The organism is Burkholderia sp. EMB26 (genome assembly GCF_024730645.1).
GTDB lineage: Bacteria > Pseudomonadota > Gammaproteobacteria > Burkholderiales > Burkholderiaceae > Burkholderia > Burkholderia cenocepacia.
Genome location: NZ_CP078072.1, coordinates 259,570 through 279,332, shown reverse-complemented (window position 1 = coordinate 279,332; position 19,763 = coordinate 259,570). Strand labels below are relative to the sequence as shown.

The 19,763-nt window shown below is 67.0% G+C and carries 12 protein-coding genes; 4 read left to right on the top strand and 8 right to left on the bottom strand.

Annotation, left to right across the window (positions count from 1 at the left end):
- Nucleotides 1-46: 46 nt before the first annotated feature.
- The 3 genes from uvrA to KU887_RS31610 all read right to left on the bottom strand — a co-directional run bounded on the left by uvrA (nucleotide 47) and on the right by KU887_RS31610 (nucleotide 8,216).
- Entirely contained in the window at nucleotides 47-5,941 is a 5,895-nt protein-coding gene (uvrA, locus tag KU887_RS31620) for an excinuclease ABC subunit UvrA (RefSeq protein WP_258258774.1), read from the bottom strand.
- A 311-nt stretch (nucleotides 5,942-6,252) separates the two neighbouring features.
- Nucleotides 6,253-7,455 carry a S9 family peptidase gene (locus tag KU887_RS31615; RefSeq protein ID WP_258258773.1) on the bottom strand — a complete coding sequence of 401 codons (1,203 nt, stop codon included), beginning with the start codon at nucleotides 7,453-7,455 and terminating at the stop codon, nucleotides 6,253-6,255.
- Between the two features lie 77 nt (nucleotides 7,456-7,532).
- The gene (locus KU887_RS31610) at nucleotides 7,533-8,216 is read right to left on the bottom strand and encodes a TetR/AcrR family transcriptional regulator (protein WP_059723876.1); all 684 of its coding nucleotides are present in this window, start codon (nucleotides 8,214-8,216) and stop codon (nucleotides 7,533-7,535) included.
- 223 nt (nucleotides 8,217-8,439) lie between these two features.
- Here KU887_RS31610 and KU887_RS31605 point away from each other — a divergent pair, with 223 nt between their 5' ends.
- Both KU887_RS31605 and fahA read left to right on the top strand, forming a co-directional pair.
- Entirely contained in the window at nucleotides 8,440-9,246 is an 807-nt protein-coding gene (locus KU887_RS31605; RefSeq protein WP_258258772.1) for a cyclase family protein, read from the top strand.
- A 34-nt stretch (nucleotides 9,247-9,280) separates the two neighbouring features.
- Nucleotides 9,281-10,603 carry a fumarylacetoacetase gene (gene fahA / locus KU887_RS31600; RefSeq protein WP_059723877.1) on the top strand — a complete coding sequence of 441 codons (1,323 nt, stop codon included), beginning with the start codon at nucleotides 9,281-9,283 and terminating at the stop codon, nucleotides 10,601-10,603.
- 138 nt (nucleotides 10,604-10,741) lie between these two features.
- Here the strand turns inward: fahA and KU887_RS31595 are convergent, their stop codons facing one another.
- Together KU887_RS31595 and KU887_RS31590 are read right to left on the bottom strand one after the other, a co-directional pair.
- Nucleotides 10,742-11,803: a porin gene (locus tag KU887_RS31595; protein WP_058903872.1), complete on the bottom strand. Its 1,062-nt coding sequence runs from the start codon at nucleotides 11,801-11,803 to the stop codon at nucleotides 10,742-10,744.
- Between the two features lie 248 nt (nucleotides 11,804-12,051).
- Nucleotides 12,052-12,756, bottom strand: coding sequence for a hypothetical protein (locus tag KU887_RS31590; protein WP_230204669.1), 705 nt, complete (start codon nucleotides 12,754-12,756; stop codon nucleotides 12,052-12,054).
- A 183-nt stretch (nucleotides 12,757-12,939) separates the two neighbouring features.
- Here KU887_RS31590 and KU887_RS31585 point away from each other — a divergent pair, with 183 nt between their 5' ends.
- Nucleotides 12,940-13,542: a TetR/AcrR family transcriptional regulator gene (locus KU887_RS31585; RefSeq protein WP_058903870.1), complete on the top strand. Its 603-nt coding sequence runs from the start codon at nucleotides 12,940-12,942 to the stop codon at nucleotides 13,540-13,542.
- A gap of 72 nt (nucleotides 13,543-13,614) precedes the next feature.
- Here KU887_RS31585 and KU887_RS31580 read toward each other — a convergent pair whose 3' ends face one another.
- Entirely contained in the window at nucleotides 13,615-13,830 is a 216-nt protein-coding gene (locus KU887_RS31580; RefSeq protein ID WP_058903869.1) for a DUF3820 family protein, read from the bottom strand.
- A 205-nt stretch (nucleotides 13,831-14,035) separates the two neighbouring features.
- Here KU887_RS31580 and KU887_RS31575 point away from each other — a divergent pair, with 205 nt between their 5' ends.
- Nucleotides 14,036-14,224: a hypothetical protein gene (locus tag KU887_RS31575; protein WP_006498035.1), complete on the top strand. Its 189-nt coding sequence runs from the start codon at nucleotides 14,036-14,038 to the stop codon at nucleotides 14,222-14,224.
- 203 nt (nucleotides 14,225-14,427) lie between these two features.
- Here the strand turns inward: KU887_RS31575 and KU887_RS31570 are convergent, their stop codons facing one another.
- Together KU887_RS31570 and KU887_RS31565 are read right to left on the bottom strand one after the other, a co-directional pair.
- Nucleotides 14,428-15,090, bottom strand: coding sequence for an OmpA family protein (locus KU887_RS31570; RefSeq protein ID WP_006498034.1), 663 nt, complete (start codon nucleotides 15,088-15,090; stop codon nucleotides 14,428-14,430).
- Nucleotides 15,091-15,214: 124 nt separating this feature from the next.
- Nucleotides 15,215-19,447, bottom strand: coding sequence for a YadA-like family protein (locus tag KU887_RS31565; RefSeq protein ID WP_258258770.1), 4,233 nt, complete (start codon nucleotides 19,445-19,447; stop codon nucleotides 15,215-15,217).
- Nucleotides 19,448-19,763: the final 316 nt, after the last annotated feature.

The window sequence follows — 19,763 nt, the reverse complement described above, 5'->3', positions numbered from 1 at the left end:
CCGATGCCTCGCCAGGCACCGGGGCCGCTCACCGGACACGATGCGTTCAGCCGACCCGCGCCGCGCCCTGCTGCTCCGCTTCATCGTCTTCGCTGGCCGTTCGTGCGAGCACCGGCTTCAACGCCTGCCCCGTATGGCTCGCGCTCACCTTCGCGAGCGCTTCCGGCGGCGCCGCCGCGACGATCGTGCCGCCGCCCACGCCGCCTTCCGGCCCAAGATCGATGATCCAGTCGGCTTCCGCGATCACGTCGAGGTCGTGCTCGATCACGACGACGCTATGCCCGGCATCGACCAGCCGATGCAGCACACGGATCAGCTTCGCGACGTCGGCCATATGCAGGCCGACCGTCGGCTCGTCGAGCACGTACAGCGTATGCGGCGCCTTCTGGCCGCGCCGCGTGATGTCGTCGCGCACCTTCGTCAGCTCGGTGACGAGCTTGATGCGCTGTGCTTCGCCGCCGGACAGCGTCGGCGACGGCTGACCGAGCGTCAGATAGCCGAGCCCGACGTCCTTCATCAATTGCAACGGATGCGCGATGTTCGAAATCGGCGCGAAGAACTCCACCGCCTCGTCGATCTCCATCGTCAACACGTCGCCGATGTTCCGGCCGCGCCACGTGACGGCAAGCGTTTCCGGATTGAAGCGCTGCCCGTGGCACACGTCGCACGGCACCTTGACGTCGGGCAGGAAGCTCATGCCGATCGTGCGCACGCCTTGCCCTTCGCAGGCAGGGCAGCGCCCGTCGCCGGTATTGAACGAGAAACGCGATGCCGTATAGCCGCGTGCGCGCGCCTCGAGCGTATCGGCGAACAGCTTGCGGATCGTGTCCCACACGCCGATATAGGTGGCCGGACACGAACGCGGCGTCTTGCCGATCGGCGTCTGGTCGACTTCGAGCACGCGATCGATCTGCTCCCAGCCGCTCAGCGATTCGCAACCCTGCCACGCGTGCGTGACGTTCAGCAACGGCCGCGGTGCGCTGCGCGCCAGGACGCTCGAACGGCGATTGGTGGCCGGCGCGTCCTGCTGCGCGGCCTTGCGCGCACGCCGCGTGGCCGGCGACGACAGCACCGAGCGGCCGACCGCATCCAGCAGGTTCGTCATCAGCACGTCGCGCGCGAGCGTCGACTTGCCCGACCCGCTGACGCCCGTGACCGCGACGAGCCGCGCAAGCGGAATGCCGACCGTGACGTCGCGCAGGTTGTGCAGCCGGGCGCCATGGACGGTCAGCCACGCTTCCGGCACGGCCGCACCGCCCTTCTTGCCCGGCAGGCTCACGCTGCGGCGCGGCTGCAACGGATGCGTCATCGGCTGCGCGAGCAGGCGCCCCGTCACCGAATCGGCCTGCGCCGCGAGGTCGGCGACGGCGCCTTGCGCGACCAGCGTGCCGCCGCGCTTGCCAGCGCCCGGGCCGACGTCGATGATGTGATCCGCGCGGCGGATCGTGTCCTCGTCATGCTCGACGACGACCAGCGTATTGCCCTTGTCGCCGAGCTTGCGCAATGCGTCGAGCAGGATCTGGTTGTCGCGCGGATGCAGGCCGATCGTCGGCTCGTCGAGCACGTAGCACACGCCCTGCAAGTTGCTGCCGAGCTGCGCGGCGAGCCGGATGCGCTGCGCTTCGCCGCCCGACAGGCTCGGCGCCGCACGATCGAGGCTCAGATAGCCGAGCCCGACCTCCTCGAGAAACGCGAGGCGGCTGCCGATCTCGCTGACGATGTCGCGCGCGATCTGCGCGTCGCGCCCGGTGAGTTCGAGCGCATCGATCCAGCGGCGCGTATCCGACACAGTCCATTGCGCGACCTCGACGATCGGATGCGCGTCGAACGTGACCGCGCGTGCGGACGGATTCAGCCGCGTGCCGTGGCAGTCCGGGCACGGCTCGTTGCCGACGCCTTCCGGTTCCTGCTCGTCCGACGGCAAGGTTTGCTCGCGGCCGCGATCGTCGCCGGCGAGCACCGTGTCGTCGTACGCGGCGCGCTGTTCGCGCGTGAGCGTGACGCCGGTGCCGACACAGGTCGTGCACCAGCCGTGCTTGCTGTTGTACGAGAACATCCGCGGGTCGAGCTCCGGATAGCTCGTGCCGCACACCGGGCACGCGCGCTTGACCGACAGCACCTTGACCGCGCCGACCTGCGCGGTCGAATGATCGTTCCGCATCGCATCGTGCAGCCCGTCGAGCGGCGCGAGCAGGTGCATCACGCCCTTGCCGAGCTCGAGCGTCTCGTCGAGCCTGCGCCGCAACTCGGCTTCGTTGTCCGGCGACACGACGATATCGGCCACCGGCAATTCGATCGTGTGCTCGCGGAAGCGGTCGAGCTTCGGCCACGGGTCGACCGTGACGAACTCGCCGTCCACCCGCAGATGCGTGCTGCCGCGCGCCTTCGCCCACTTCGCGAGATCCGTATACACACCCTTGCGGTTGACGACGAGCGGCGCGAGCAGCCCGACGTGCTCGCCGCGATGATCGCGCAGCAACTGCGCGGCGATCGATTCGACGGATTGCGACGTGACCGGCGTGCCGTCGTGGATGCAGTGCTGCAGGCCGAGCTTCACATACAGCAGCCGCAGGAAATGCCATACCTCGGACGTGGTCGCGACCGTGCTCTTGCGCCCGCCGCGCGACAGCCGCTGCTCGATCGCGACGGTCGGCGGGATGCCGTACACCGCGTCGACCTCGGGACGGCCGGCCGGCTGCACGATCGAGCGCGCATACGCGTTCAGCGATTCGAGGTAGCGGCGCTGGCCTTCGTGGAACAGGATGTCGAACGCGAGCGTCGACTTGCCGGAACCCGATACGCCGGTGATCACGTTGAACTTGCCGTGCGGGATGTCGACGTCGAGCGACTTCAGGTTGTGCTCGCGCGCGTTGACGATCCGCACGACGTCCTCGCCTTCGATCGCCCGGCGCGCGCGCGCCGCGTTCAGCACGGCCTGCAGCGGCACGCCTTCGTCGGCGCGCACCGCCTCGCCATCCATCTCGCGGTCGTACTGCAGCAGCGCCACGCCGGTATGCGATGCGGCGCAGGCCTTCACGTCGTCGGGCGTGCCCGCGCACAGCACGAGGCCGCCGCCGTCGCCGCCTTCCGGGCCGAGGTCGATCAGCCAGTCGGCCGCGCGGATCACGTCGAGGTTGTGCTCGATCACGATCAGCGAATGACCGGCCGCGAGCAGCTTGCCGAACGCCTGCATCAGCTTCGCGATGTCGTCGAAGTGCAGCCCGGTGGTCGGCTCGTCGAACATGAACAGCTTCGCACGCGCGATGCGCGCTTCTTCCGTCGCGACCCGGCGCCCGTTGGCCGCCGCCGCCGATTCGGCGAGGAAGCCGGCGAGCTTCAGGCGCTGTGCTTCCCCGCCCGACAGCGTCGGCACCGGCTGGCCGAGCTTCACGTATTCGAGGCCGACGTCGACGATCGGCTGCAGCACGCGCAGCACCTCGGCATCGGTCGCGAAGAACGCGGCTGCCTCGCTGACGGTGAGATCGAGCACGTCGGCGATGTTCAGCGCGCGGCCGTCGCGCTCGATGCGCACTTCGAGAATCTCGGCGCGGTAGCGGCTGCCGTCGCAATCCGGGCAACGCAGGTAGACGTCGCTCAGGAACTGCATTTCGATGTGTTCGAAGCCCGAGCCGCCGCAGGTCGGGCAACGGCCGTCGCCCGAGTTGAAGCTGAACGTGCCGGCGCCGTAGCCGCGCTGCAGCGCGAGCGGCGCCTTCGCGAACAGCTTGCGGATTTCGTCGAATGCGCCGACGTAGCTCGCTGGATTCGAGCGCGTGGTCTTGCCGATCGGCGACTGGTCGACGAACACGACGTCGCCGACCTGGTCGGCGCCCGTGAGGCTGCGGTACGCGCCCGGCGACTCGGTCGCCTTGCCGTGGTGCCGCGCCATCGCCGGATACAGCACGTCCTGCAGCAGCGTGGATTTGCCGGAGCCGGATACGCCCGTCACGCACACGAGCCGCTGCAGCGGAATCTCGACCGTGACGTCGCGCAGGTTGTGTTCGGTCGCGCCTTCGAGCACGATGCGCGGCGTGTTGGCGTCGACCACGCGGCGCGCCCAGTTCGACGCATGCGCGACCTGCTTGCGGCCGCCGAGATACTCGCCCGTCAGCGTGTGCGCGGACCGGATGTCGGCCGGCGTGCCGTCATAGACGATCGTGCCGCCGCGCTCGCCCGGGCCGGGGCCCATGTCGATCAAGCGATCGGCCGCGAGCATCACCGACGGATCGTGCTCGACCACGACCAGCGTATTGCCCGCGTCGCGCAGCCGCTGCATCGCCTCGACGATCCGCGTGAGGTCGCGCGGATGCAGCCCGATGCTCGGTTCGTCGAGCACGAACAGGGTTTTCGTGAGCGACGTGCCGAGCGCCGTCGTCAGGTTGATCCGCTGCACCTCGCCGCCCGACAGCGTGCGGCTTTGCCGGTCGAGCGTCAGGTAGCCGAGCCCGACGTCGCACAGATATTTCAGGCGCGTGCGCACCTCGGCGAGCAACAGCTTCAATGCGTCGTCGAGCAGCGCGCTCGGCAGGACGATGTCGTCGAAGAAGTGCCGGATGCGCTCGATCGGCAACAGCATCAGGTCGTGGACGGTCAGGCCAGGCAGCGCTTCGAGCTGCGCGCGGCTCCAGTCGACGCCGCGCGGCATGAAGCGGTCGGCCGGCGCGAGCACGGCGTCCGCGTTCTCTTTCGAGCCGAGCCGCCATTGCAGCGATTCCGTCTTCAGGCGCGCACCGCCGCACACGTCGCACGGCGTATAACTGCGGTATTTCGACAGCAGCACGCGGATGTGCATCTTGTACGCTTTCGATTCGAGATAACCGAAGAAGCGCTTCACGCCGTACCACTGGCTTTGCCACTTGCCGTTCCAGTCCGGCGACCCGTTGACGACCCAGTCGCGCTCGGCGTCCGTCAGCTCGGACCACGCCACGTCGCGCCGGATGCCGGCCTTCGCCGCGTAGCGCATCAGGTCGTCCTGGCACTCTTTCCATGCGGGCGTCTGCATCGGCTTGATCGCGCCGCCACGCAGCGTCTTGCGCGCGTCGGGAATCACGAGGCCGAGATCGACGCCGATCACGCGGCCGAAGCCGCGGCAGGTTTCGCACGCGCCGTACGCCGAGTTGAACGAGAACAGCGCGGCTTGCGGCTCCGCGTAGCGCAGGTCGCTGTCGGGATCGTGGAGCCCGGTGGAGAAGCGCCAGATCAACGGCTCGGCCGTCGCGTTTTCCGCTTCCGCCGCCAGCACGTACACGTTCACGCGGCCGCCGCCGCGCTTCAGCGACGCCTCGATCGCCTCGACCACCCGCACCTTGTCGGCCTGCTGCACGCGAAAGCGGTCGGCCACCACGTCGAGCATCTTGCGCGGCCCGGTGGGCGACGCGACTTCGCGCTGCGCCTGCACGCGCGTGTAGCCGCTCGCCGACAGCCACTGCGCGATTTCCTCGTCGGACACCGCTTCCGGCAATTCGACCGGGAACGTGACGACGACGCGCGGATCGTCCGCCTGCGTGCGTGCGACGAGCTCCGCGTAGATCGTCTCCGGCGTGTCGTGCCGCACCTGCCGCGCGGTCTTGCGGTCGAACAGCTCGGCCGCGCGCGCGTACAGCAGCTTCAGGTGGTCGTTCAGCTCGGTCATCGTGCCGACGGTCGACCGCGAGCTGCGCACCGGGTTGGTCTGGTCGATCGCGATCGCGGGCGGCACGCCGTCGACGCGCTCGACCTGCGGGCGATCCATCCGGTCGAGGAACTGCCGCGCGTACGCGCTGAAGGTTTCGACGTAGCGCCGCTGGCCTTCCGCGTACAGCGTGTCGAACACGAGACTCGACTTGCCGGAGCCCGACGGGCCGGTCACGACCGTCATTTCACCGGTGCGCAGGTCGAGATCGAGATTCTTGAGGTTGTGCTGACGTGCTCCGCGAATGCGGATCAGATTGCTGGATGACAATTTGCCTGCCCGTCTGAATGAGTTAGCCAGAGTTCACGGTGCCGGAACGCTGCGGCGGATGCCCGCAGGCGCGGCGCACGGGCCGCAAGGGTTGGACCTGCGCGGCTCGAGTTCGACGGGTACTATACTGTATATTCATACAGTTTTCCATGACGACCCTGCGGGCGTCATGGACAGGCGGCGGGGAGGGGCCCGTCCTGTCGGTTGCGCCTCCCGGGGAATCGACGAGTCGACCGGCGTTTCGCGGTGCAAGCCCGGCGGCGCACGTCGATCGCGGCGGCTCCTGCCACCTCCTGCCTCGGCAGCGCGGCTCATGTTTCCACGTGTGTCGCGCCCAGTTCCCTGTACGTCTCGGCAATCCAGTCGGCGATATAGTCGCGAACGTTCGTCACGTTGTCCGCGCTGCAGTGCTCGACGCCCCCTTCCGCCGCGGTGAAGAATTTCAACTCGCGCTTCGGGCTGTTCACCGCACCCTGATACTGCTGGATCGCGTATTCCCGCGGAATCTGCCGGTCGGCGTCCCCGTGGACGATCAGGAACGGAACCGTGACCTCGTCGATGACCGGAGCCAGCGTGATCCGCTCCGAGAAGGCCATGAATTCTTCAAGCGTGGTCTTGCCCCATACCCATCGGACATGATCCCAGTAATGCGGCACCGGATTGTCGCCCTCCCGCGCGAGACGGCGTCGCTGCAGTTCGCCCCAGTTGAAATTCGCGCCGCACGCGACACACAGCCGGAAACGCTTGTCGATCGCGACCGCGCGCGGCGCGTAGTACCCGCCGAGCGACCACGCGCACATGCCGAGCATCCGACTGTCGACGTCGTTACGTCGCGCCAGGTAGTCGGCGACGGCCCCCGCCCACACCTCCGATTCGATCAACGCGGTCAACCCGTTCACGCGCAGCGCTTCGCCGGTGCCCGGTTGATCGATCGCAAGGCTCGAAATGTTGCGCGCCGCGAGCGCCTGCTGCACGCCGCTGCCGTAAATCGTCTCCTTGAAACTGTCCAGACCGTTGGCGAACACCACGCACGGCGCGGCGGCCGATGCGTTGTCGTGCGCCGCGACGAACACGCCGGCGAGCGTGGTGCCGCGATACGGGACTTCGACCCGCTCGCAATTTTTCTCGTGAAGCTCGGCGAACCGCGCGAAACAGCGCAGCGCCTTCGCATAGGCAGCCCTGCGGGGTTCGAAAGACGGATGCGTCATGCGCTCGCCCGTCAGGTAGTACACCGCCGCACGGCCGAATTTGGCGCCGGCGCTCAATCGTCGGCCGGCAGCCAGGTCGGCTTCCGCCAGCCCACGAAGACGATCGCCCAGCCCGCACCAAGCCAGAAAGAAGGCTTCGGTTGCGCCGTCGTCGCTTCGTGTCGACGCGTCGATCAACGGACGGCACACCGCGTCGATCTCGCCGCTGTTTCCGCCCGACGCCAGTGCGATGTTGACGGACAGGTTCCATACATAGTTGGTGGGGAAATATTCGACCATTGTTTGCTCGACGGGATTCGACCGCATCCCGCATAACGTGACGACAGAAAGAAACAGCGATGCAGATGACGCGCGGCGCCATGGAATGCCGGCGTTCCGCTCGATCAGACCGACGCTCCGCCCGCCCGAATGCCCGCGGTAATGAACGTCACCAGATGCGCGGTCTTGCTCTTCAACGCGCCGGCCTTGATCTTGCCGTTCGAGATGCGCTCGATGCGGCTATCGAACGCGCTCATCACCAGCGCGCCGACGGCGAACAGGTAGGCCCAGTGGGCGTAGCTGGCGCCATGGCCGGGGAGCGCCTTTCTGATCGCGCCGACGAATTCGGCCGCAAACGGGTCGAAATATTCGGCGACGATGCCGCGCTCCGCTTCGCGCGGATCGGATGCTTCGCGTGCCACGAGCTTCGCGTACGCAAGACCGGCGTCCGTACCCTGGATCTGCATGACGGGCAGCACGAACGCGCGCACGATGTGCTCGAGCGGATCCTCCCCCGCGGCCACCGGCTCGCGCAGCATCGCCAGCCGCGCGTCGAGCACGGTTTTGCGGCGCTCGAACAACGCACGGTACAGCCCCATCTTCGTCTCGAAGTGATACACGATCAGCGGCAAGCCGACGTCTGCCGCCGACGCGATATCCCGCATCGACACCCCGTCGAACCCTCCTGCGGCGAACAGGCGCTCCGCCACGTCGAGGACGCGCTCGCGCTTGCTCGTCTGCCCCGCGTCCTGCGTTCGCCCCCCGCCCCGCGTGCCGGGCGCCTTCTTCGTGGTTTCCTTTGCTTGCATGGTCCTCCCCATTCTGTGCAGGTCTTCGCACCTGTCGTTCCGGTCATCGGGCAACGACGGTTTGCATTCGCATCAAACTGACTGTACGATCGTACAGTCAATCATAACACGAGCGAGGGCGCCCCCGGTCGTCGCGGTTGACCGCACACGCGAATGCCCGTCGCGTACCCGGACTGCAGAGCCGGCGGCCACGGTCGCACCCTCCAACCACGAGTACCCGAACATGACACGACGCTTCGTCGATCTTTCGATCTATCTGGAAAACGACGTCATTTCCGATCCGCCGGGTTACGGCCCCACGATCCAGTATCTGGCGCACGAGGAGACGGCCAAGAGCGTGACGGCCTTCTTTCCCGGGTTGCAGGAACACGACCTGCCGGACAGCGAAGGCTGGGCGATCGAGCACATCCGCTTGAGCACGCACAACGGCACCCACCTCGATGCGCCTTATCACTTTCACAGCACGATGAATGAATCGACCGGCGAGCGCGAACGTGCGATCACCATCGACGAGGTACCGCTGGACTGGTGTTTCCAGCCGGGCGTGAAGCTGGATTTCACCGACCGGGCCGATGGCTACGTCGTTACCGCCGCCGACGTCGAAGCGGAACTTGCGCGCATCGATCACGTCCTCAAGCCGCTGGAAATCGTCGTGGTCAACACCCGCGCGGGGATGCGCTACGGTCAACCCGACTACGTATCGAGCGGTTGCGGCATGGGCCTCGACGCCACCCTGTACCTGCTCGAACGAGGCGTCCGGCTGACCGGCACCGACGCGTGGAGCTGGGATGCGCCGTTCGTGCATACGGCCCGGAAATACGCCGAAACGCACGACGCGTCGCTGATCTGGGAGGGGCACAAGGCTGGCCGCCATATCGGCTATTGCCATCTGGAGAAGCTTCACAACCTCGAGGTGCTGCCGCCCCACGGTTTTTTTGTCTCGTGCTTCCCGCACAAAATTCGCGGCGCCTCCGCGGGCTGGACCCGCGCGGTCGCCATCTTCGACGATGCACTCAACGCCACGGCTTGAGACCGCATCGAACCGCTTCATGCGAGGAATATCGATGGAACTGAATCACACGCACGACGTCACCCGGCGCAGCTGGGTGGATACGGCCAACGAGGCCGGAACCGACTTTCCGTTGCAGAATCTGCCGTTGGGTATCTTTCGGCGCGCGGGACGGGACGAACCCTGGCGCGGCGGAGTCGCCATCGGCAACCAGATCGTCGATCTCGCGGCGTTGCAGCAGGCAGGCGTGCTCGACGGTCTGGCCGCCGACGCCGTTCGGACCGCCACGGCAACGACGTTGAATGCGCTGCTCGATATGGGCCCCGCCGCGTGGCAGGCGTTGCGCCATGCGCTGTTCGCATTGCTGGAAGCAGGCAGCCCGCACGAAAAAACCGTGCGTCACATGCTGGTGCCGCAGACGGAAGCCGAACATGCCGTGCCCGTGCGCATCGGCGACTACACCGACTTCTACGCCTCGCTCGATCACGCGTTGAACTGCAGTCGCCCGCTCGGGATGGCGATCAGCCCGAATTTCGACTGGCTGCCGATCGCGTATCACGGCCGCGTGTCGTCGATCGACGTGAGCGGCCAGCAGGTCTATCGGCCGGTGGGACAGTATCGGCCCGATCCGTCGTCCGCGCCCGTTCGAGGCGCGTGCCGCCAGCTCGACTACGAGCTGGAAGTCGGGGCGGTGATCGGCACCGGCAATTCGCGCGGCACCGCGATTCCGCTGGCCGATGCCCAGCAACACCTGTTCGGAATGTGCCTGCTGAACGACTGGTCCGCTCGCGATATCCAGGCGTGGGAAATGCAGCCGCTCGGGCCGTTCCTGGCGAAGAACTTCGCGACGACCCTGTCGCCGTGGCTCGTCACGGTCGAGGCGTTGTTGCCCTATCGTACGACGTGGTCACGTGTGGCCGATCGTCCGCAGCCGCTCGACTATCTGGATGCCGAGGCCAACCGGCAGGCCGGCGCGTTCGATATCCGGCTCGAGGCGTCGATCCTCAGCGCGCGGCAGCTCGCGCAAGGGCAGCCACCGCGTACGTTGACGCACACCAGTTTCCGACACCAATACTGGACGCTCGGGCAAATGATCGCGCATCACACGATGGGCGGCTGCAATCTCCAGAGCGGCGACCTGCTCGGCAGCGGCACCGTTTCGGGACCGTCGCCGGGCGAAGCCGGCGCGTTGATCGAACTCACGTCGGGGGGAACACGCCCGGTGGACATCGGCAACGGCGAAGCACGCGCGTTCCTCGAGGACGGCGATACCGTGATCTTTCGTGGCTGGTGCGAGCGTGACGGTTTTGCGCGAATCGGGTTCGGCGCCAACTATGGCACGGTACTGCCCGCGCCGGTCGCGGACAGCGGACGCTGATCGGCACGCGTCTCGCGCCGGTCAGCGCGCGGCGTGGGGGCCGGCCCGGATGTCGAGCCGTACGCGCCGATGTGCTCATGAAATCGCCGCGAGCCATGCCGCTCGCGGCGATTTCCATTCGTGACGGACGCGCAGCGCTCAAAAGAGATGCCGCGCACCAACGACGAAACTGGCGCTGCCGCCGGTCGGCGCGTAGAGCGCGCCGTTCACCGTGAACCCCGTATGCATCGACCCATGGTTGTTCACGAAGGCCGCGGCGCCATACAACGTCGTTCGCTTCGACAGGAAGTAGTACAGCCCGGCGGACGTCAGCAGCGCATGGCTGGCCGGATCGTTGCTGTCCCGCATGTACCAGACACCCGCGTCGGTGGACAGCGCGGGCGTGATCAAATACTCGCCGCCGACCGAGTACACCTTCTCGTTGAAGGAATGGGCGATCTTGTAGCTCGTATACGAGCCCTTCAACGTCGCGGCGCCCCACGTGTACGCCGCGCCGATCGTGCGGCCCGCGAATTCGACCGTCGATGGAAACGGCGTGGACGTACTCGCCGAACCGCCGGGATTGCCGCTGAAGAGCGCCGCGTTGGCCACCAAGTTTCGCCACGCGTATCTCAAGCGCGCCGCGTATTGACGGCCGGCCTGAAATTTTCCGGGATCGCCGCCCAGCGCCAGCAGCGCGCTCGCCTGGAGACCGGCCACGGTCGGGCTCGTATACGACACGGCATTGGCGACGAAGATGCCCGTCGCAAAAAAATTGCCCATGTAGATGCCGGCCTGACTGCCGAAGAACGATGCGTGCCGCGCGTCCGTGTCGACGATCGCAAGCCCGAACGGCGAGTACTGCATGCCGGCCTTGACGGTCCCGAATCGTCCCGAAAGGCCGACGAACGCCTGTCGTCCGAACAGGTTGCCGTTCGAATTGCCCAGCGCGCCGTTGTTCATGGTGAAACCGCTTTCCAGCGTAAAGATCGCCTTGGTGCCTGCGCCGAGATCTTCTACGCCGGTTATCCCGAAGTGGGAGCCGGACATCCCGCCGTCCGCCATCGAGATCCGATGGGCGCCGTTCGTCCCGGTTCCCGCGTCGAAGCTGCGACTCGTGTACATGACACCGGCATCGACGACGCCGTACAGCGTGACCGTACTTTGCGCATGCGCACTCGCGCCGACCACCAACATGGCGGCTGCCGCCTGCATCCGCATGAGCGAACCGCCTCCCCTTTTCCGATTCATGATCCGATATCTCCTTTAATTTAATAGGTATGCTTATTAATATTCTTAAAAAAACTTATGCGCGACACACGACGAAAGCCATCCTGGCGATATCGATCCGTCGTTTTATCAGTCATCCATATCGATATGCATCGATACTGCCCTGCCACTGAAAGCGTGACGAAACATGACGGCGCTGCGCTGGACTGCCCGCCCGCAACGGGCGAGCCCGCGGAAAGTCATGCGTTCACGGAAAAGGCCAACGGCATCAAGTCGTCCGGTTGCGTCCGCGTGAGGGCGTAGAGCTCGAACCAGTTGTACCACTCGACCATCAGGTGGTCCGCGTGACCGCGAATCAAGTCGTCCGGCGTGGTCGACGGCCAGAAAATTTCCAGCCGTGCATCGAACCCCGGCGACGTATCCCTGAATTGATGCAGCAGATACCCGACCGTCTCCCCGTCGATCGACTCGATTCGCCCCATCATGCGATGCGGCATATCGGGCGCCAGTTCGATCGGGACACCGCTCCAGTCGTCCAGATGTCGGAACTTCAGCAACGCGGGGAACTGCGTATGACCCGGCACTTCGAGAATGCCCACGCGCTCGCCGGGAAGCGATAGCGCGCCGAGATGTTCGGGGTGAGCGCGCAGCATCGCGGCGCTGTTCGGGCCGCGGTAGCCGTCCCAGAACCACTTGATGAACGCCGCACCGTCGCCCGCCGCGACGTGCGCCTCGGCCACCGACGAACGGAAGCGACCATTGGCGCGCCGCGACCAGTCCCGCTCGTTCGCCTCGTGTGCCGCGATCTCCTTCGCGAACACCTTTACCATGCCGTCCGCCCCGAGCTTGTCCATCAACAGGGCCATCATGTGCCGCGCCCTTTTGACTTCCATCCTGAGGATGTCTTCGCCGGTTACCTCTGTCCCGGCTTTGAAAAACGTCACCGATTTCAATTCAACCTCCTGAGCGCTATCGAACGAGACGACATGTTTTCGCATCTCGCCCGCTAATGCAAGTAAACTTGCATTAGCGTTTACCGCAAGCGAGCCCGTCCCGGCTCGGTCGGGCACGGGTTCGACATGGAACGTCCCGCCATCAGCCCTCGACGCCGCGTGTAAAATCCGCTCATGCCCAATTCCGCCGAACCACAATCGCCATCGCGTCGCCGCCGCCCTGGCGGCCGCAGCGCACGCGTCCGCGATGCCGTGGTCGCGGCAACCATCGCCCAATTGCAGGAATCCGGTTTCGAGCGGCTCAGCATCGGCGCGGTCGCCGCGCTTTCCGGCGTGAACGAGAGTTCGATCTATCGCCGCTGGAAGAGCAAGGAAGGGCTGGTGATGGAGGCCGTGTTCGAGCTTTTTGCCGAGAACATCGTGATCCCCAATCGGGGTTCGCTGCACGCGGATCTCGTCGCGCTCATGTCGGCAACCGTGCGCTACTTGCGCACCGGGGTGGGCCGGTCGGCGATCCAGTTCGTGCTCGCCACCTACAACGACGCCGGCGTCACCAGCGAGTTGCACCGGCTGTGGACCAACCGGTTTTCCGCGGTCCAGCAGATTTTCGAACGCGCGACGCAGCGGGGAGAGTGGCAAAGGGATGCGGACCCGATGCCGTTGCTTCACTGCCTCATCGGCGCGGTGTATCTGCGAACGTTCCTGCTGCGCGAACGCGTCACGGTCAATCAGCTCCGGGAATTGACGCTGTGGCTGCTGCGCGGGCAAAACGCCTGAACACGCAGATCGGTTGGACGCGAAGGAAGTCGCGGGACCGTGTTCGGGCAACCGGCTGGGCGCGACGCCGTGCTACGCGGGTTTGCGCAACGGCTCCAGCAGGTGCCGCAAGCCGTTATGGTCGATCTCGTGCATGAGCGCGAGCTGTCGGCCGAGTTCGCCGCGCGGGAACCCTTCGCGCGCCAGCCAGTTGAGGTAGGGGCCGGGCAGGTCGGCGATGAGTCGGCCCTTGTATTTTCCGAAGGGCATGGTGACGGCGACAAGGCATTCAAGATCGGGGGCTCGCATGCGCGTATTGTGCACGGCTTTCCGCCCTGCCGCGCGCATCACGGCCGCCGCTTCGCGCCCGCCGATCCACGGCTGCGAATCCGGCCCTTCACGGCGAGCCGAATCGACGAACCGGCCCCGATTGACGGCCGGAATTCGCGTCGGCCGCCGATTTCGTTGCTGCCTGCTAGACTGAAATTTCCCCCTGCAAACCCTGGAGGGAATCATGACGTCCATCTATGTCGTGAAGACCGGCGAGCAGTTCCTCTGCACCGCCGAAGACGGCGACATCGGCATGGCGCCGGCCATCGAGGATGCCGCCTCCTTTGGTTCGTATGACGAAGCGGAGAAGGCCGCGAGCGCGCATGCCGACCCGGGCTACGAGATCGTGGCCGTCTGCGTGATCAGGCACTGAGCGTCGATCCACGGCCCGGTGCGAATGGCGATCCACGTGCCGGACGCAAGGCAGCATGCGGGGCGTCGTCGCCAGGCGACGGACTCCGCATGCACACGCAGCGACGGATCTTCCCTCCCGCCGCCGTCTGCGTCGTGCATCATCGCCGCAAGCGAGCCGCCAGGCTTCGACGGCCACGCTTGCGGCAATTTTGTCGCAGCGCCCTACTTCTGCAGCGAGATTTCCACGCGACGATTGCGCGCCCGTCCTTCGACCGTATCGTTCGATGCCGCCGGATTCGCTTCGCCGTGACCGTTCGCGGCAAACGAATCCGCTTTCAGCCCGTGCTCGCGCAAATATCCGGCGACCGCATCCGCCCGGCGCTTCGACAGCGCCTGATTGTGCGCATCCGAGCCGGTCGCGTCGGTATAGCCGTCCACTTCCACGCGCGCGAAATGGCGGTCGCCTTGCTGGTTCAGCAGCTTGTCGAGCGCGGCGGTGGCCGCGGGCGTCAGCGCGGCCGAGTCGGTCGCGAAGTACGCATCGCCGGTCAGGCTCACCTTCTCGACCGGCGCGGGCGCCGGCGCGACAGCCGCGGCGGCCGGCGCGGGCGCCGCACCGCACTGGAACACGATCGAATGCGGATCGGCGCCGTCGCGGTACGGCGTGGTGGTGTCGACCAGGCGCACGGGTTCGTTGCCGCACATGCGCGTCGCGACCTTCATGCAGGTCTTCGCGGTCGACAGGATGCCGTGGCAGTCGACCTGGAACGTCCGGATGCCGTTTCGCGACTGCAGTTCGTATGCGTTGTACGTCGGCCCCGACGCACTCGAGCAGGCCGTGAGGGAAACGACGGACGCCAGCAGGACAAGATGGTGTTTTTTCACTTGATGACTCCGAGAATGCGATGAGCACGGCGCGTGCGGCGCGAGGTCGCGACGCATCCGCGCACGTTTGCGTTCGGCGCGGTCCGCTCCGGCAGCGCGTGCCGGAACGAACCGCTGCGCGCGATCACTTCCACTGATACAGCATGCCCGCGCCGACGACGCGCTGGCTGCCGGCGAAACCGCCGTTCAGCGTCGCCTTCAGGTTCTCCGTGACGCGCGCCTGCACGCCGACCGCCATGGCCTTCTGGCCCTGGAACGTCGCCGTGCCGACCCCCATCGCGAAGTTCGAATCGCGGTCCATGTGCGGAATCGACGCCATCGCGGCGGTCGCGGCGATCCCCTCGCGGGCCATCGAATCGGTCTGCTGGATCTGCTGCTGCATCTGCGTGAGCTGGTTGTTGACCGTGTTCAGCGACTGCGTGAACTGGTTCGATACCGCATTCAGCTGATTCACGTTCACAGCGTCCGTGCCCTGCGTGCCCGCCGCGACGTTCACGACCTGCCGCGCCGAATCGGCCGAGCCGACCGCGACCACGTTCGAGCGGCCGCCGTCGTTGCTGCCCGTGCCGAGCGCGGTCGAGTTGTTGCCCGATGCCGTCGAGCCCACGCCGATCGCCGTAGAACCGTTGCCCGATGCGAGCGAACTGTTGCCGACCGCCGTGCTGTTCGAGCCCGATGCCACCGCGCCCGAACCGCCCGCCGACGAGTTCGCCCCGGTCGAGCCCGGCGGCACGTTCGCGCCGTTCGGGTTCGTCGTGTACTGCCCGCCGAGGTTGGTCGTGCGCTGGTCGATCAGCGTCGTCAACTGGTTCGCGATCGAATCGAGCTGCGACACGTTCACCGCATCCGTACCGTTCTTGCCGGCCGCGAGCCCCGTGATCTGCCGGTTGCCGACGTTCACTTCGCCGGCCGACGACTGCGGGCTGCTCAGCCCGTACGCGACGTAGTTCGTCAGCGCGCCGACCGTGGTCAGCGAACCGGCGCCCAGCGCGACGCTGTTCGCGAACGTCGCCGACGCACCGGCGCCGAGCGCGAGCGCATCGGTCGCCGTGCTGCGCGCACCCGAGCCGAGCGCGACGCTACCCACGCTGACCGCCACCGCGTTGGCGCCCTGCGCGACCGACTGCGCGCCGGTCGCCGTCGCGCCGCTGCCCAGCGCGATCGCGTCGGCCTGCGCGGAACTCGCCGCCTGCCCGATCGCCACGCCGCCCGGCGCGGTCTGGTCGACGATCGCGCCGTTGCCGATGCCCACGCCGTGGTCGCCGTTGACGACCGTCGTCGGCCCCACCGCGACCGATTCCGCGCCGGCCGCGAGCGAATCCGCCGCGGTCGAATTCGCGTGGAAGTACTTCTGGCCCGTGACCGCGAACGACTGCAGCGCGCCGGTCAGCTGCCGCACCGTCACCGCGTCCTGCTGGCCGGTGCCGTCCGCGACGTTGGTGATCTGGCGGTACGTCTTGTTCGTCGCATCGCCGACCGACACCGCGCCGAGCAGCGTCTGGTCGGTCGTGTCGAACGGGATCGACGCGCTGCCGTTGCGCAGGACGCCCGACGACGGCACTACCGCGCGGTCGGCCACCGAGCCCGAGCCGAGCGCGATGCTGCCGTCGACCTTGGAAATCGCGTTCGGTCCGATCGCGACGCTGTCGACGCCCACGGCCTGGCTGTCCGGCGCGGTCGAATTCGCGTGGAAATACTTGATGCCGTGCGCGTTGATGTTGTCGATCGCCGAGCCGACGTTGTTGTTGATCGTGGTCGACCCGTCGCTGTTGTAGGTCACGTACGACGGCGCCGAGATCGTGCCGGTGGTCGGATCGTAGGTCGCGCCGCCGCCGATCGCGCCGGCCGTGCTGTTGCCGAGGTTCGTGTTGTTGTTCGCGATCGAGCTCAGGCCCGTCGACAACGAACTGATCCCGGTCGACGTGGCGGTCGACAGCGAGGTCAGGTTGCTGTTCGTCGAGCTCAGGCCGGTCGACAGCGAGCCGACGACCGTCGAGGTCGACGTGGACAGCGACGTGATCGAGCTGTTGGTCGAGCTCAAGCCGGTGGACAACGAGCCGACGACGGTCGACGTCGACGTGGACAGCGACGTCAGGTTGCTGTTCGTCGAACTGAGGCCGGTGGACAGCGAGCCGACGACGGTCGAGGTCGAGGTCGACAGCGACGTGATCGAACTGTTCGTGCTCGACAGGCCGGTGGACAGCGAGCTGATGCCCGTCGAGGTCGACGTCGACAGCGACGTCACCGTGCTGTTGGTCGAACTCAGGCCGGTCGACAACGAGCTGATGCCCGTCGACGTCGACGTGGACAACGACGTCACCGAACTGTTGGTCGAACTGAGGCCGGTGGACAACGAACCGATGCCCGTGGACGTCGACGTGGACAGCGACGTCACCGCGCTATTGGTCGAACTCAGGCCCGTCGACAACGAACCGATACCCGTGGACGTCGACGTGGACAGCGACGTGACCGCGCTGTCGGTCGAACTCAACCCGGTGGACAGCGAATTGATACCCGTCGACGTCGACGTGGACAGCGACGTCACCGCGCTGTTGGTCGAACTCAGGCCCGTCGACAACGACGAAACCCCGGTCGACAACGACGTGATGCTCGACGCCGTCGACGTCGACAGCGAATCGAGCGCCGTGTTCGTCGCGGCAAGCTGCGAACCGTTGATCGCATCCGTGCTCGCCGAATTGACGCGCCCGGCCGCGACGTTGGTGATCTGGCGCTCGGTGCCCGCCGCGCCGACGCTGACGACGCTCGTCGGATTCGTACCGTTGTAGTTGTACGTGACGCCGCCGAGCGTACCGGTCGCCGTCGGATGCGGCACGTCCGTCACTGAACCGGAGCCGAGCGCGACATCGTTTGCATTGTTCGCGACGGCCGACGCGCCGAACGCGATCGCGCCCGCGGCTGCGGCGGTCGACGTGTTGCCGAGTGCGAGCGAACCCGTGCCCTGCGCATTGTTCGTATTGCCGATCGCCACCGCGCCGTTGCCGTTCGCGGTGTTGTTCGAGCCCATCGTGACCGCACCGGTGCCGATCGCGCTGCTCGGATCGCCGATCGCGACGGCGCCGTCACCGCTCACGGTCTGGCCCTGGCCGAGCGCCACGGCGCCGGTCCCGCCCAGCACCTTCGAGTTGTTGCCGCCGGCGATCGAACCGGCGCCCGCGCCGGCCGCGACCGAGTTGGTCGCACCGATCGCGACGGTCCAGTCCGCCGCCGCCACGCTGTTGATGCCGATCGAGGTTGCCCCGACGGCGGATGCAGTCGCGCCGGGGCCTAGTGCGGTTGCCGACGTGCCGGTCGCGAGCGCGAGATTGCCGAGCGCGACGCCGAACAGCGCCGTCGCGGTCGATTGCACGCCCATCGCGATCGAGCTGACGCCCGACGCGTTCGCGTTCAGGCCGAATGCCAGCGCATTGTCCGCGCCGGCCGTCGTGTTCGAGCCCATCGCGATCGAGCTCGTACCGAGCGACTGCGTGCCCGACCCGGGTACGCCCGCGGTGCCGCCCCAGCCGATCGCAATCGACGACGTGCCCTTCGCCCCGCTGTTGACGCCCATCGCGACGCCGGAATTACCGCTCGTCAGCGCACCGCTGCCAACGGCCACGCCGGCCGCGCCCGAACTCGTCGCCTGGTTGCCGACGGCGACCGCACCGGTGTCGGTTGCATGCGTTGCATAGCCGAGCGCCACGCTCTGCGCGCCGGCCGCGCTCGCGCCGAGACCGAGCGCGGCCGCATACTGGCCGGAAGCCAGCGCGTTGTTGCCGAGCCCGACCGCGGAAACGCCGGTCGCCGCCGCGCCGCTGCCCATCGCCACCGCACCGCTTTGGGTCGCGCTCGACAGGTTGCCGATCGCGACCGAGTAGTTCCCCGATCCGATCGCCTGAACGCCGAGCGATGCACTGTTGACGCCGGTCGCTTGCGCATTGATGCCGATGGCCGTCGATCCGTCACCCATCGCGTGCGCACCCGGGCCCAGTGCCGTGGCTGATGTGCCTGCCGCCGTGGACAGGTTACCGAACGCGGTGGAATTCACCTGCGTGGCCACCGAACCGTTACCGACCGCGATCGAACTGGCGCCGCCGGTCGCGGAGCCGCCGCCCGCCGAATACTGCGCGTGCGCGCCGGCCTGAAACAGCCCGAGATACGCGGCCGCCAGCGTCATCACGATACGCCGGGGGGACAACCCTGCATGCGCGCCCGGGCGCACGGCGGCGCCCGCCTGCGCGACGTGCTCGGCCGCCCTTCTCGACGACGCCACCCGCTTCCCGCGCGCCCGGTCAAGTTCCGAAGCCGCAACCCAGGCTCCCAGTGCTTCGTTCCAGATCGACTTGAACGACTTGTTCATCTCGTGTTCCCTCGGTTCTCATGTGCTGGATGACGCAACAGCGAACGCGACATCAGGCGCGGCGCGGACCCTCTCCGCTTTCGCCTGCCCCGCGACGCTCCGCTTGCTACTTCGCATTACTAATAAAAACTACGAACAGCGTTGCTCGACACGCTCGACACCATCGCAACGGCACGGCCGATCGACGCGCGTGCCCGTTCGGCACGACACGCGATCACGATCGCCGGCTAGCGGCTCATGGAAATCGACTTCGCCGGCCCGGCGGCGACACGGTGCATGCCGCGCTGCGAGACCGCACGCGCGTCCACCGTCGCAC

Bases quoted from the DNA above. Each gene is read 5' to 3' on its own strand.
- KU887_RS31580 (WP_058903869.1), bottom strand. From the start codon at position 13,830: ATGCGAGCCCCCGATCTTGAATGCCTTGTCGCCGTCACCATGCCCTTC.
- fahA (WP_059723877.1), top strand. From the start codon at position 9,281: ATGGAACTGAATCACACGCACGACGTCACCCGGCGCAGCTGGGTGGAT.
- KU887_RS31575 (WP_006498035.1), top strand. From the start codon at position 14,036: ATGACGTCCATCTATGTCGTGAAGACCGGCGAGCAGTTCCTCTGCACC.
- KU887_RS31585 (WP_058903870.1), top strand. From the start codon at position 12,940: ATGCCCAATTCCGCCGAACCACAATCGCCATCGCGTCGCCGCCGCCCT.
- KU887_RS31565 (WP_258258770.1), bottom strand. From the start codon at position 19,447: ATGAACAAGTCGTTCAAGTCGATCTGGAACGAAGCACTGGGAGCCTGG.
- KU887_RS31610 (WP_059723876.1), bottom strand. From the start codon at position 8,216: ATGCAAGCAAAGGAAACCACGAAGAAGGCGCCCGGCACGCGGGGCGGG.
- KU887_RS31605 (WP_258258772.1), top strand. From the start codon at position 8,440: ATGACACGACGCTTCGTCGATCTTTCGATCTATCTGGAAAACGACGTC.
- KU887_RS31595 (WP_058903872.1), bottom strand. From the start codon at position 11,803: ATGCGGATGCAGGCGGCAGCCGCCATGTTGGTGGTCGGCGCGAGTGCG.
- KU887_RS31615 (WP_258258773.1), bottom strand. From the start codon at position 7,455: ATGCGGTCGAATCCCGTCGAGCAAACAATGGTCGAATATTTCCCCACC.